Here is a 13,233-nt window from a genome sequence, read left to right on the forward strand (position 1 = left end):
GCTCCCTCAGTTAGATACGATTATCTCTCGAATACTCACTTATTCGCAGGATTTCAAATCACTTGAAAGAATAGTAGGGTATTGTTTGAATGAGTTTAGATCATTTTGGCACATGAAGGCGTACTTAAATAAAGGAGGTAGTAATAACTCCAATAATTTCCATATAATGTACGTATTCTCCACGCTACCCTTGGAGGTTTTCACTCCCATGTCTCAACGGGTCAATGCCCTCTCATTCCTTCGTTACACCTATCCAAGTGGTAGAGGCCGGTCTTTCTAACGGAATGGGTATTGAGCCCTTTTGCACAACAAATCCGGTACTCGTACTTTCTTTGAAATCCTACGAATAAGCCAATATTCGAAAGGCATTAAACTTAAAGTAATTATTTTATTATCAATTTAACATTAGGCAGCTATTGACATAATAGGTTGTACCTTCTCAGGACGATAGGAATCATTCTTTCTAGCCATTCCTACTAGGACTCTTGCGAGTTTATGAATTAGTTTCATAATTGATTTCATTTTCTTCATCTTTTTCACTTTAACATTATTAGAGTGTAGTTCTTTAAAATCAGGGTTGTTCATGACAAGACTCATAGTCGTTAGATACAAGAAGCGCCGTAAACGAGATCTACCACGTTTGGAAAGGACAATTTGACCTTTCCATTTACCTGAACTAGCTTCTGCAAGGTGCAACCCAGCATGACGCAATAATGAATTGCCGTGTGCAAATCCACTGAGATCTCCTGATTCTCCTAAAATGCCTGCGAGGGCAATTTCGCTAATCCCTTTAATAGCAAGTAACTTTCTTGCGAAAGGTATTCGTTTAAGGACTTCAGTGACTTCCTTTTCAACTCGCTCGAGTTGAGTGGTTGCTAAATCAAACTCTTCAATCAATTGTTCAAGGTGTAGTTTATAAGCATCAAGTGCTTGTCGAGTTCCGACTGAATGGATAGCCAATTCAATTAATAATTTTGCTTTTCTTAACCCAGGTTGTCTCTTCATTTGGGTTTTCCAACCTACAACGATATCTGTTGCTTTCATTGAACGTAGTTCAAGTGGTGTAGGAAATAATCGTAGAGTTGCCATTGCCCCTTTGCCTTTAACATCTTTGAATACCTGCCGAAGTTCTGGGAAAACAATATCGACCCAACGGTTGATTTGATTGACCGCACTGACAAGTCGTTTAACCGTCATGTCTCGGTTAGACATTAAAACTCTTAGTTTTTCAAAGGCCTCTGAAGTAGGACGAATAAAGGAATAGTAACCATTCTTGACCATATCAGCGATAACAAGAGCATCCTTTTTATCACTTTTCGAACGGCTATTATCACGGTTTTCCTTATTCTTTTTTACGAGGTGTGGGTTAACAGTTACTGCCTCAATATCTTGGTCGTATAGTCATTTTGATAGATTAACCCAGTAATGTCCTGTAGGTTCCATGCCGATTATTGTAGAAGCAAATCCTTTTAAGGTTTTAACTGGTTAATCCATTGTAGTAATCTAGCAAAGCCCTCTTCATTATTTTCAAATGTAACAGGATCGCCGACGATTATTCCACGGAAATTTACAGCTCTAGCTACGTGTAACTCTTGGGCGATATCCACACCAACCACAAGGTGTTTATCGGAAATTCTCTCAATTAGTTGATTTTGTTTGTCTTGCATCTTAAACTTCATATTAGGGTTCCTCCTTAAGGTTTTGAGTTAGAGTGGTGTCTATACTCATATCTTACTGAGGGACCTAATAATTTTTTTCAAAGTTGATAATTAGCTATCTACAGGAATTCTAACGGGTGCTTATGTTCAATAACGGGGTGGCTACGGCGATCCTGTTTTTCTTATTGAACGTGGAGTTTAATTCAATAAAATAAAAAGCAACCCAAATGAAACAGGACCGCACATTTTAGACATATATAAAATGTGTGGCCCTTTTATTATCGTTGAACTAACTAACCTTAGTATAAAGATAAAGTGTCATTTTGTTTGTCAATTTATCGATATGCACCTCAAAACGGAACGTTTGGTATTACTCTGTTTGTTTTTTTGTTAGTTCATTACTGAATTTCTGAGACTGTTACAATTGCTTTTCCAAGGTTGGCTCCTTTGAAAAGACTTAGAAAAGCTTCAATTGTATTGTCAAAGCCTTCTGTAATGGTTTCTTCATACTTTAATTTGCCGTCTTTAAGCCAACCCGCCAATGCTTGGATACCTTCACCAAAGCGTGATGAATAATTGCCAACCGTAAAGCCTTGCATTAATGAGCTCGTTTTAATTAGATAGGACTGAACGCGTGGTCCGATATCCTCAGTTTCGTTATTATAGGAGGAAATGGCACCACATACCGGAATTCGAGCAAAGTTATTTAATAAAGGATAGACTGCGTCTGTCACTTTTCCCCCGACGTTCTCAAAGTAAACATCAATTCCATTCGGGCACACTTCTTTAAGGGTCTCACCAACATCTTGAGTTTTATAATTAATTGCTGCATCAAACCCGAGTTCTTCCACCAAGTACTTGACCTTATCGGTTGAACCGGCAATTCCTACCACTCGGCAGCCTTTAAGCTTGGCAATTTGACCGACTATTGATCCGACTGCGCCGGCAGCACCAGATACAACAACCGTTTCGCCCGTCTTTGGTTTACCAATGTCTATTAAACCGAAATATGCTGTAAGTCCCGTCATTCCGAGCACACTTAAATATGAAGAAGCAGGTGCAATGGTTGAATCTATTTTACGAACGGTTGTTTCTTTTGCAATGGAATATTCTTCCCATCCTAAAGAACCTAAAACAAGATCGCCCTTTTTAAATAGGTCTGATTGAGACTCTTCAACCTGGCCAATTACACCACTTGAAATAACCTCATTTAATTGGAAGGGTGGAATGTAGGACTTCGTATCGTTCATACGCCCCCGCAAATAAGGGTCAACTGAAATATAAACGGTACGGATTAGTAATTCACCTTGTCCTGGTTGGCGAATTTCAGTTTCTCTTATTTCAAAATTCTCATGTGTTGGCATCCCTGTTGGTCTATTTTTTAATAGTATTTGTTTTGGCACTGTATGAGACTCCTTTTTCCCTAAATTTGAATCATATTTACTATATATTAATCACTTGATGAATCAAAAAGAATTGCTCGTGTCTTTAGTTTTTGTTTTTTTACCGGGTTCATACTGAACTTTGTAGTAATCCTCTTTTTTTGGTGAATTTTCCTTGTAAGGATATAAGAATGGGAGTTTCATAATGGAAGGACTTGATTTACCTTTTCTGTTCTATCTCATTATTACTTGACTAATATTAAATAGGATAATCAAAAAACATTAACTAAAGGTGAGCGTTTCTTCTATTGATATAACCATCCTGAAGACCCTGATTGTCCTGAAATGTTAGATAGAATTAGAAGTTGGAGAGAAATGTACTTAAAAATGGGGAAGAGAAACCCTAGGATTCGGTTTATATATTTTTAGGAATGTCTGAAATTTAGCTACGAATATTTTTGTGGTTTGTAAGATTGTTAAGAATTGTACTTAAACTATCGGGTGCTTTAGTGAAAAAAAAGACTGTCTTTTTGACGGTCCTTTTTTGGTGAGATTAACACAAATACATTTTTGTAAAGTGCCTGCTACTTATTTATAGAGTTATTATTGCTCTCATCACGATTTGTGGAAGCTGTTTTGTCATCGACTTCAGCCCCCTCAACGATCTGGTTACCAATAGCACCGCCTGAAACACCGCCTATTACAGTACCAATTAGTCCAAATGGAGCACCTATCATAGAACCCGCAACGGCTCCATTAAAAGCTCCTGCTGCTTCACCAAAGTCACTCGCATCTTGATTAGCATTACTATCAGCTTGATTGTTGCCACTTTCTTCTACTTTTTCACCAAAGTTATTGCGTTCGTTACTCTGATTCATCTATTCACTTCCTTGTTTATTAATGGGGAATATGCTGATGATGGAAGGACACTACCCCAAACATATACTACCCAGCTGAAGTAGTTTTACTCACTATGTTGGTTCAAGATATGCTTGTCTTATCGGCAGTCATTTTTTCTTGTTCAACTAATGGGTGCATTACTGGAACAACGGTAATGCTTTTTCTTATTGATGTAAAAGGCAGGTTAGTGAAAAAGGAATTGGATTAATGGAGAGAATAAATAATATGGACTTCTTATTAGCAGGGTAAATCGGGGTGAGATGATTGTTAAAAATTATAAGGATAATCCTTTCAATAATGGCAGTTGCAATAGGAATTTACAGTATTATCACACATAATAATGCGGTACTTCCGTATGCGATGTTTTTCTTAAGTATGTTACTGATAATTATCGGTATTTCCGAATTACGCCAAAAACGAAAAAAAGTCGGTATAAGTTACATTCTTTTTGCAACTTTTATATTTTATGGTGTTATTCAAAGTATTTTATTTCGCTAACAATTAGGTTAGGTTACCCACCATCGGTAGCTTTCTCTTATTCTAACGGGTGCTTGAGTGAAAGATGATATTCCTGCAATGATCGCTGCGGCGGTCTTTTTTTGCTGTTGTGCTAACGGTTACAGGAAGAAAGTTATATTTAATCAAAAAAATAAGCTCGAAAACTATAATAAAATGGTAGAATATAACTATTATGCTACAAGGCAAGGGAGGAAAAAATTGGACTTTTTAACTGGATTAAGAGTTGGCTTTGAATTACTGTGGGCAATACTTACAGCAGAACCAAAATTAACTGTGATCCTTGTAATATTTTTTGCAGGTTCATTAATTTGGGCTTTTGTGACTAACTATTTAAGACAACAAAGGCTACGGAAATCAGGCATATTAGAAGTAGACAAAATGACTGGTACTGTATTTGAGGAGTATTTACAAGGTCTATTGAATCGCAGGGGATATAAGGTTAGTTTAACCTCGGTAACAGGAGATTATGGTGCTGATCTTGTATTATCAAATACTGATAAAAAGATAGTTGTGCAAGCCAAAAGGTACAATAAAAAAGTGGGACTAAAAGCTGTTCAAGAAATTGTTTCTGCTAAGAACCACTATAATGCTGATGAATGTTGGGTTATTACAAATAACTATTTCACCGCACCTGCTGTGAAACTGGCAACCTCTAATAAAGTAATATTAATTGATCGAGATCGTTTAATGAAGTGGATGTTAGAAATGAATAAGGGGGCATAAGTAAGTTCTCGACATTCGTTTTACATTGACTGCAACTTTGACGATCAATATTTTATGTCTAATCTTTTTATAAAAAAATCTTGTTAAACAAATGTATGCAATAACCGAAGATCCAGCTGCCTTTTTGGCAGCTTTTCTTGCTGAAGTAACTGGCAGTTTAGTTGAACAAAAGTTTGATTTTTGTACATTAATTTTAAGCACCGTAATAATAGAACGTATGATATAAAACGGCAGCAAGACCTGCGACTTCCTGCGTCGTTGATTTTATAATAATAGTATCTAATTCTGACTTTTTGAACAACGAAATATTTGTTTTAATAGGCATCGAAACACTGGCTACTAGTTTATTGTCGCATTTTAAGTAACCAGCACTTGTATGATCTTTTTCAAAAAAATATTCGTGGTTATTTAATATAAAACGATATGCCTTTTCAATTAGCTGAACTTTATTGGAAGCTACTTGCACGGTTTGTGAGGATAAATGGTCAATCAATTTGTACCTAAAGCCTGGAAACAGGCAGTCTATGGTATAAAGTGGTTTCCCAAACGCATTAGCAATTTTATAACTATAGGGAATGCCACCACGTAATGAGTTGTGGACGATACGGGTAAAGAATTTATGTTGTTGTTTTCTTATTATGAATACAGCTTCTCCTTGTTCGGTTATTATTGGTATTATTGTTGAAATATGCACCTTTTCAGGTACTTGATAAGTAAACTGTTCCATAGTATCCTCCAGCACATTCAATTGAACTTTTATATTATATAACACGTCGGAAACATTTATAGTATCATTTTCTTTTGGAGGAAAGGTGCTCCTACATTATGAAGAAGAAATTCCTTTTATTGTGGTTGGAACGACATCAAGAATGGGTCAAGTAGCCGCAATTGAGCTTTTAAGAGGATGCGAAAATTTTAAAGCTTATCATAAGCATCTTTTCGGAACGGAAGTAAAATCATTTGTTATGGATGATAAGCTGTTTAAGAAAGTGAAAAATTGGATGCATTACTTTCATCCAAATGGAATCTACCGATAAAAAGTTATTAATTAAACAAAATGTACATAATAAAGGGCAGTCATTTTGTCAACTGCGAGCATTTCAGAAAAGATTAAATGGCTACGATGTGAAGGCAGGAATAACAAGAATTTGCATCCGCATATATTCCGTCATACTGCAGCGACAATTTTCCTGGAAGCTGAATAAACCGCGCAAGATAAAGCGATAAACTATTACGTCACCTTAACGGGTGGCGTTTTTATGTACGAAAAGGGAAAAAGCGCCATAAGCCGCTCTTGTAAATGCTTACTTTAATCAAGGGATATTAATATATTATGAGGGTTGTCTTATAAAGACATGGACAAGCATGGAGCTTATATAAAAAAACCACCCTTGAATTAAAAGGATGGTTTCATATGGAGGATTCCTAATATTGTTTCTTATATACCTTTATGTATACATATGGAACATAAGTTCGTATATAATATTAAGAAAGGAGGCGATTATATGGCGATACGTGATCGCGGTATGGTTAAATGGCAGGCAGCATTTCAATTGCCAGAATTAGCGAAGACTCAGAAGGATTTTTGGCGTGATACTAAGCGGGAAAGGAAGCCAATCATTGACGAGCATGAAGCAGAAGAGCTCGACTTACGCATTATTTACGCAATGGAATATAACCATTCGATAAAGCTGATGATATGGGCCGATGGCTTTACGAAGGAAATGACAGGGCGAATACACTTCGTTGATCCGGTAACGCATGAGCTACGGATTGAAGTTAAAGACGGAGAGTTTGAGCGGGTGGCATTCGATAGTGTAGTCGGAGTGAAGGTTGTTATTTAATACCGACAAAAAAATATCCGGGTAAGTACCGGATACAATAAGGGGTTTGGTCTACTTCTTTAATTTACCCAATTCAGATGAACTAGGCATTAAGAAATCGTAAAGATTATGTCAAAATTGGATTCGAATGTATTGTTACGCTGTCGACAGGAATTTAATGCGATTAGAAAAAAGGATTCGGTTGCCGGCTTCATTCACAGAATTGAACCGTTAGTGTTCTCAGCACTAGCGATTTTTTTGTTGGTTTTCTAATCAATATTAACGTTTTTTTAGTCCACTGTGTAAAAATTCAATCCTGATTTTGTACGGTCATACCAATCATTCTTTATCTTTTATTTTTTCGTAAAAATCGTCAAATTTACAGTTAAGCAGCTCCGCCAGCATTAAACCGGTTTCGGCGGGAATGAATAACTCGAACTTTTCGTATTTCCGTAACTGGCGCGGAGATACCTTTATTTTTTCAGCTATGAAATCTTTTCTTAGTCCGCTTTCCTTAATAAGAGCCTCTATGTTACATTTCCACATTAACATCACCTATAAAAAATAATACCGCAAAATAGCTGCAATTCCTCTATGAATGTTTAGGGCTGAAATAAGACCTCAAAAATTTGCATAAACATACCTTATTTATTCGTATATAAGTATTACCATTCATACCATAGAGTAAACAACCGAAAGGAGGAGCGATAAGTGAGCAAAAATAAGGTTATCAAATCCGTATCGTTTAACGTTACCAACGAAGAAGATAGGCGGTATTTAGAACGCATCGAGAACGTCAATTTCTCCGGTTACGTCAAGAAGCTGATCGAGAAGGATATGCGGCAGCGGAAAGTGATTAAATCCGAAAGTACATCTGTTCAGGCATCGGATAGTCATACCGCAATCGTGACGAAAGGGACACCGTTAATATTGAAAACGGAGTAACCTCCTCTCTCCCGATTATTTTGTAACAGTGTAACACGGTTGACATTGTCAATTGTCATGACGATTGGAAAGGGGTTTTGAGTTTTGATAGAAGAGAAGGGGCTAGGCGGAAAGAAAGTTCATCGGGTGAACGTGTCGCTGACGAACAGGTTAAGCCTAAAGCTAAACCGACTTGCAACAGCTTGCAACATGAAGCCTACGACACTTGCAGGTCTGCTAATTGAATTAAGCTTGAACATTGCAGGGCTGGTGGACAAATTGCAAAAAGAGTACTGCACACAAACTTCATATAGGGTGGTCATCGTTAATAATGGTGCAGGGGATCTAGTTTACCTATTAAACGGTAGGGAGGATGGATAAATGAATTGGGTCAGTTTTTTCTCAGGGGTTACTACAGTGTTAATCACATATGCATTATTTAGCCGGGTATTGGAGGAGAAACCCGAAGAAATTGAAGTGGATGAGACAGGTGTAGTTGTAAGTGGCTTTTCTGGACGACACGTCACCCTATCCTGTCAAACATGCCGAAAGTTAAAGAAGCATCGAGAAGTGGAACTAAATCTTTACCAGTGTACAAAATGTAAGCGACATGTAGATTTGCGGTGAGTTCTTAAGGTTTATATGTTGCCGATAGCGTCTTTCCGATTGGAAGGGCGTTAAGTTATTTTACTTATCAATAAATGGTCACATCTGTGATAAACCTGTATGTGACCATTTATTTATTGATTTAGGCCGGCATTCCTCTCATACTGCGACCAACAGATCGTGTGGTCATCTTCAATGCCCTTCCACTCCATTAGCGTTTGCGTGTTCGCCTGCACCACCGATGGTCCGACAAGTAGAACTCATCCACAGGCCAAAAAGCCTGTTTTATCAAGCTTTTTTAGAATAACTTTATAACGTTTTTCTTCCTATTAAATATATAAATGAAAGATAAGAAGAGAACCTTCTATAATGATGATACCGGAGAGATTCATGGTATTGTAGGTAGGGAACCAGAAGTACTTCTTTCTTTATACTTAGAAATATTACCTGGGTTACTTAGTGCTTATCATCGAGATCAGCAAAATGTAGTATGGACTCCTACTCAGGCAATTCAGGCAATAAGGGATTGGGCTATAGAGGTTATCGAAGAGCTTTGTTTACATCATGGAATAACAAAACATGATTTAATGACGTTGCTTTCTATCCAATAACTCCTGTAGTAAATATATAGGGCTTGTTGGAATTTAATCGAAAAAAAGTTATTAGAGCTGCCATTTGGGCAGTTTTTTTGACCAAAATTTGACCACATTTTAATCACAAAATATATATAATAGTATTTTATCCTGTTTACATAAAACGTTAAGAAGCCTGGTAAATCAGTGGGTTATTAATTAAAGTGTCTTTAAAATTTTAAAAAATCGGGAGGAAGCACTTGGAGTACGACTATTTAGTTTGTCAACAACCAATTCAGACTGAATATTTCAAATATTTTCATCGAATGTTTTATATGAATTTAATTAATTTTCTGATAAAATCAATCTTGCTGATATTATAATTCATTTCTAGGAGGGGTAAAGATTGAAAAAGAAAGTTGCCATGTTATCAGTATGTTCAGCACTCACATTCTCTTTGTTTACGGGGCTCAATACAGACAAAGCAAGAGCTTCTGAGGAAACGACTCGTTATTTAATTGCTTACAAAGGAAATCTTCCATCTAATTTCTCAGAAACTGTAACTAAGGCAGGTGGTAAAGTAGAGCGCGTTATTGGAGAAATTGGAATTTTAGAAGCGGTTTCTTCTAATCCAGCGTTTCTATCTTCTATAAAACAAGATACTAATGTACAAGCTGCGGAGAAAGAATTAGAAGTATATTTAGAAGATGATCCGAATCCGGCAGACGGAATGCCGATCACGACGATCCCACAACCGGATTGGAACAATCCAAATCAAAACTATCATGAGTACCAATGGGACGTGAAGCGCGTTACAAATGATTTTAAATCATTTGATATTAATAAAGGAAATCATGATACAGTAGTTGGAATTATCGATACAGGGATGGACTTTAATCACCCAGACCTAAAAGAAAATGCTGATTTAGCCGGAAGTAAAACGTTCGTTCCAGGAACAAAGGATGCGTGGGACCAAAACGGTCATGGTACACACGTTGCTGGTTCCATTGCAGGGAATGGTAAGGTATTCGGGGTGGGGCCAAACCTGAAGGTACGTTCCTACCGTGTATTCGGAGCAACTGGTGGTGCAGAGGAATCTTGGATTACAGACGCAATCGTAGCAGCTGCAAATGATGGTGTAGCTGTTATCAACATGAGTCTTGGCGGATGGCGTTGGATAGCAAATAACTTGGATGAAAAAGGTGACTCTGCATCTATGGTTGCGTACCACCGTGCCTTGCAGTACGCAACGAAAAAGGGTGTGACGGTTGTAGTGTCTGCAGGAAACGACTCTCGCGACTTGAATAGTTTGCAGGATATGCAGTCCTACTGGGCGAAATACGGTCTAGATATTAAAGGTCCTTCTCGTGTAGCACCTGCGCAAATTCCTGGTGTTGTAACCGTTTCTTCATCAAACAAATGGTCAAATGATTCGATCGCGTTCTATTCAAACTACGGAAGCGTGATTGATGTAGCGGGACCTGGCGGAGATAACGGTCCAGTGTATGACGCGTTATTTCGTGAAAACCCTACCTTATACCGTGATTTTCCAACAGCGGAGATATTGAGTAAGCGTGATTTCATGTATCGTACACTTTCTACATGGCCGACTTACTTAGCTCCAAACGTAACGTCTAACTTGAGAGGGTATGCGCTCTTACATGGTACTTCCATGGCGGCTCCTAAGGTTGCCGGCATTGCAGGTGTCATTAAAGCAGCGCATCCTGAGTATACACCTGCACAAGTGCAAGCATCTCTTCGTCAAACGGCTGTGGACTTAGGAAAACCAGGACAAGATCCATTGTTCGGTTCTGGTGAAGCAAACATTTATAACGCACTAACAAGCAAATAATCTTTCATAGAAAAATACTGAAAAAATAAGTTTGCAGTAAATAAAGACTGCTTAAAATAAGATCCCTTCTCGAGTACGATACAAAGAGAAGGGATTTGTTTGTCTAAACAAAGAAAATAAGAAAAAAACAAGAAGCTTATGGCCTCTTGTTCAGAGTGACGAGAAACCCAAAGGGTTTCTCGTTTCTTAAAAGAATGTTTATGGAACTTTTATCGTGTTCAATGTCATCACTAATTGTATCACTGTATTTTGTCCGCAAGTTTGTCCGCAAAATTTTTAGATATTAATTAAAAAAGTTTTATTAAGAACCTTATAAATAACCATTTGAGTAGCTTTTTTATTATTATTTTTTACTATTTAGATTCAAGTTGAATGGGCGGCATGATGTAATCATCGCCCAACCTCTTGATATATGAGGGTTTTATGTAAGAGGGGAGAGAAATGCTAACATCTTGCTTACATTTCTCTCCAAACATTAGAGGTTTCTCATGAGTTGCTCAAACTTGTGGGAAGCCTCTTTTTTCATTTCTTTAGTTACTTGCAGATATACGTTTTTGGTTGTCTCCTCGTCAAAGTGGCCTAGCCGGACCATAATCTCTTATAGGATAGCCGGGTTGGTTCTCTTTCTTGGCGAAAATGAATCCTTCATCAAGATAGGCTTCACCACAGTGCTCCTGCACTTTCTTCTGGGCTAACATATGCTCATCGAGAGCAGCAATAACCTTTTCATCCACTACGGTGGTTCGTTTAGATTTTCTCGTCTTAGACGGCACACTCGATACACGTCGAATGCGTCTCGGCAATGATTTTAAAAGAAGAAGCAGGAATCGAGTAAGCTGCTTCTATTCAATTTTGGAACCACAAACTAGGAGTTACTCCCTAAAATGAGAAACTCCTTTTCCGTTTAGTTTTATTTTAGAATTTATACTTCAATTTTTCTTTTTCAAAACTACTTTCATTTCTCTCAAATTAATACCATTCGAAGCCCGAACTTGTGTTTACTTCTAAGTTTTACTTAGTCAGAGTGTTGCCCCCTTAATTTTAAAATTTTCACAATTATTCTGAAATTCATATTGTAAATTGGTAAAATAGCACATATAATCAAAAATGAGCATAAAAAGCCAAATTCATTCAAAAATGAGCTAAAACGGTCAAATGTCGCATTTCAAATGAATTGGAGGAAAACGATTCTATGTACGGTATAGAAAGAAAGTCGGCCATACTAGAGTTACTAAACAAGAATGCTAGAGTAGATGTACAAGAATTAAGTCAACACTTTGACTTATCTGAATCAACAATTCGTAGGGACTTAAAGGAACTTGAGGAAGCACAATTGTTAAAAAGAACTCATGGTGGGGCTGTCTTGTTCAAAAGTGTAACTTTCGAACCGACTTACATTGAGAAAGAAGTGCAGTTTCAAAAAGAGAAAAGGGCTATTGCAAAGGAAGCGGCTATGCTTATTGAGAACGGTGAAAGTATCTTGCTCGATTCGGGTACGACAACTTATTATCTTGCTCAAGAACTAAGAAACTTTTCTAGCTTACAGGTGGTTACCAATTCAATATTATGTGCCAACGAATTAAAGGATGTATCTGGAATTGAAGTCTTATTATGTGGTGGTTCTCTGCGTTCAGAAACACTATCCTTGGTGGGTCCTTTGGCTGAAATGAGCTTTAATCAAATTTGTGTAGACAAATCGTTTATTGCTACGAATGGCGTTGATGTAGAAAATGGTTTAACCACCCCAAATTTAATTGAGGCATCAACAAAAAAGAAGATGATTGATTGTGCGGAAAAGGTTATCCTCATTACTGATCATACTAAAATAGGTCAAGTAAGCTTTGCGAAGTTTGCGGATATTCATGAGATAAATTATTTAATAACCGATAGTGCTGCACAAAAGACCGTGCTTAACCGCATTGAGGAATCAGGAATTTCTGTTCGCATAGTCTGACTTTTCCCCCATAGGTAAAGATCTAATATCAGATAAAAGAAAAAAATGAAGGCGTTTAAATGAAGGTGTTTAAATGAAAGCGTTTTAAAAAAATATCCACATCATTTTTAGGAGGTGATGCTTATAGAGTTGAAAAAATAATAGAAGAGATTTTAATCGTTTTAATTAACTTGTTCTTTGAGAGAGAAAAATGAAAGAATCACAAAAAAAGGTTACGATTCAGGGCAACCACGACCAAATGGAAAAAAGCCCAAAATCATAACCCTGCCTGAGTATATCTAAAATTAATACTAATTTTAGCACTCATTTTTAATACTACG

The 13,233-nt window shown here is 37.2% G+C and carries 16 protein-coding genes and 1 pseudogene; 11 read left to right on the forward strand and 6 right to left on the reverse strand.

From position 1 onward, the window contains the following. Positions 1-405: 405 nt before the first annotated feature. The 3 genes and pseudogenes from ABES02_RS16615 to ABES02_RS16625 form a co-directional block, all read right to left on the reverse strand. Positions 406-1,679 (reverse strand): annotated as a pseudogene (locus ABES02_RS16615) (IS110 family transposase). A 377-nt stretch (positions 1,680-2,056) separates the two neighbouring features. Next, the gene (locus tag ABES02_RS16620; RefSeq protein WP_430137110.1) at positions 2,057-3,061 is read right to left on the reverse strand and encodes an NADP-dependent oxidoreductase; all 1,005 of its coding nucleotides are present in this window, start codon (positions 3,059-3,061) and stop codon (positions 2,057-2,059) included. Between the two features lie 563 nt (positions 3,062-3,624). After that, a complete protein-coding gene (locus ABES02_RS16625; RefSeq protein ID WP_430137113.1) occupies positions 3,625-3,918 on the reverse strand; it encodes a hypothetical protein in 294 nt (97 codons plus the stop codon). A 95-nt stretch (positions 3,919-4,013) separates the two neighbouring features. On the opposite strand from ABES02_RS16625, the gene ABES02_RS16630 reads away from it, so the two are divergent. The 3 genes from ABES02_RS16630 to ABES02_RS16640 all read left to right on the forward strand — a co-directional run bounded on the left by ABES02_RS16630 (position 4,014) and on the right by ABES02_RS16640 (position 5,182). Next, positions 4,014-4,148: a hypothetical protein gene (locus ABES02_RS16630; RefSeq protein ID WP_430137116.1), complete on the forward strand. Its 135-nt coding sequence runs from the start codon at positions 4,014-4,016 to the stop codon at positions 4,146-4,148. 152 nt (positions 4,149-4,300) lie between these two features. Further along, complete coding sequence (locus ABES02_RS16635) at positions 4,301-4,438, forward strand: DUF3953 domain-containing protein (protein WP_430137217.1); 138 nt, start codon at positions 4,301-4,303, stop codon at positions 4,436-4,438. Between the two features lie 57 nt (positions 4,439-4,495). After that, positions 4,496-5,182 (forward strand): restriction endonuclease, encoded by a 687-nt coding sequence (locus ABES02_RS16640; protein WP_430137118.1) that lies wholly within the window; start codon positions 4,496-4,498, stop codon positions 5,180-5,182. A 193-nt stretch (positions 5,183-5,375) separates the two neighbouring features. Here the strand turns inward: ABES02_RS16640 and ABES02_RS16645 are convergent, their stop codons facing one another. Next, positions 5,376-5,909: a tubby C-terminal domain-like protein gene (locus tag ABES02_RS16645; protein ID WP_430137120.1), complete on the reverse strand. Its 534-nt coding sequence runs from the start codon at positions 5,907-5,909 to the stop codon at positions 5,376-5,378. A gap of 85 nt (positions 5,910-5,994) precedes the next feature. Here ABES02_RS16645 and ABES02_RS16650 point away from each other — a divergent pair, with 85 nt between their 5' ends. After that, positions 5,995-6,219: a hypothetical protein gene (locus ABES02_RS16650; protein WP_430137123.1), complete on the forward strand. Its 225-nt coding sequence runs from the start codon at positions 5,995-5,997 to the stop codon at positions 6,217-6,219. 468 nt (positions 6,220-6,687) lie between these two features. Continuing rightward, entirely contained in the window at positions 6,688-7,026 is a 339-nt protein-coding gene (locus ABES02_RS16655; RefSeq protein WP_430137125.1) for a YolD-like family protein, read from the forward strand. Positions 7,027-7,344: 318 nt separating this feature from the next. Here the strand turns inward: ABES02_RS16655 and ABES02_RS16660 are convergent, their stop codons facing one another. Further along, positions 7,345-7,551, reverse strand: a complete 207-nt coding sequence (locus ABES02_RS16660) for a helix-turn-helix domain-containing protein (protein ID WP_430137128.1) — start codon at positions 7,549-7,551, stop codon at positions 7,345-7,347. Positions 7,552-7,716: 165 nt separating this feature from the next. On the opposite strand from ABES02_RS16660, the gene ABES02_RS16665 reads away from it, so the two are divergent. The 5 genes from ABES02_RS16665 (at position 7,717) to ABES02_RS16685 (ending at position 10,959) form a co-directional block, all read left to right on the forward strand. Then, positions 7,717-7,950 (forward strand): hypothetical protein, encoded by a 234-nt coding sequence (locus ABES02_RS16665; protein WP_430137131.1) that lies wholly within the window; start codon positions 7,717-7,719, stop codon positions 7,948-7,950. Positions 7,951-8,034: 84 nt separating this feature from the next. Further along, positions 8,035-8,310 (forward strand): hypothetical protein, encoded by a 276-nt coding sequence (locus tag ABES02_RS16670; protein WP_430137134.1) that lies wholly within the window; start codon positions 8,035-8,037, stop codon positions 8,308-8,310. Further along, positions 8,311-8,556 carry a hypothetical protein gene (locus ABES02_RS16675; protein WP_430137136.1) on the forward strand — a complete coding sequence of 82 codons (246 nt, stop codon included), beginning with the start codon at positions 8,311-8,313 and terminating at the stop codon, positions 8,554-8,556. It abuts the gene before it with no gap. A gap of 320 nt (positions 8,557-8,876) precedes the next feature. Continuing rightward, positions 8,877-9,146, forward strand: a complete 270-nt coding sequence (locus ABES02_RS16680) for a hypothetical protein (protein ID WP_430137139.1) — start codon at positions 8,877-8,879, stop codon at positions 9,144-9,146. A gap of 367 nt (positions 9,147-9,513) precedes the next feature. Next, the gene (locus ABES02_RS16685; RefSeq protein ID WP_430137142.1) at positions 9,514-10,959 is read left to right on the forward strand and encodes a S8 family serine peptidase; all 1,446 of its coding nucleotides are present in this window, start codon (positions 9,514-9,516) and stop codon (positions 10,957-10,959) included. Positions 10,960-11,528: 569 nt separating this feature from the next. Here ABES02_RS16685 and ABES02_RS16690 read toward each other — a convergent pair. Beyond that, positions 11,529-11,732 carry a hypothetical protein gene (locus ABES02_RS16690; protein ID WP_430137144.1) on the reverse strand — a complete coding sequence of 68 codons (204 nt, stop codon included), beginning with the start codon at positions 11,730-11,732 and terminating at the stop codon, positions 11,529-11,531. A gap of 419 nt (positions 11,733-12,151) precedes the next feature. On the opposite strand from ABES02_RS16690, the gene ABES02_RS16695 reads away from it, so the two are divergent. Beyond that, the gene (locus ABES02_RS16695; protein WP_430137147.1) at positions 12,152-12,913 is read left to right on the forward strand and encodes a DeoR/GlpR family DNA-binding transcription regulator; all 762 of its coding nucleotides are present in this window, start codon (positions 12,152-12,154) and stop codon (positions 12,911-12,913) included. Positions 12,914-13,233 lie beyond the last annotated feature (320 nt).

Origin of the sequence: Neobacillus pocheonensis, from assembly GCF_050477905.1 — a bacterium.
GTDB lineage: Bacteria > Bacillota > Bacilli > Bacillales > Cytobacillaceae > Neobacillus > Neobacillus pocheonensis_A.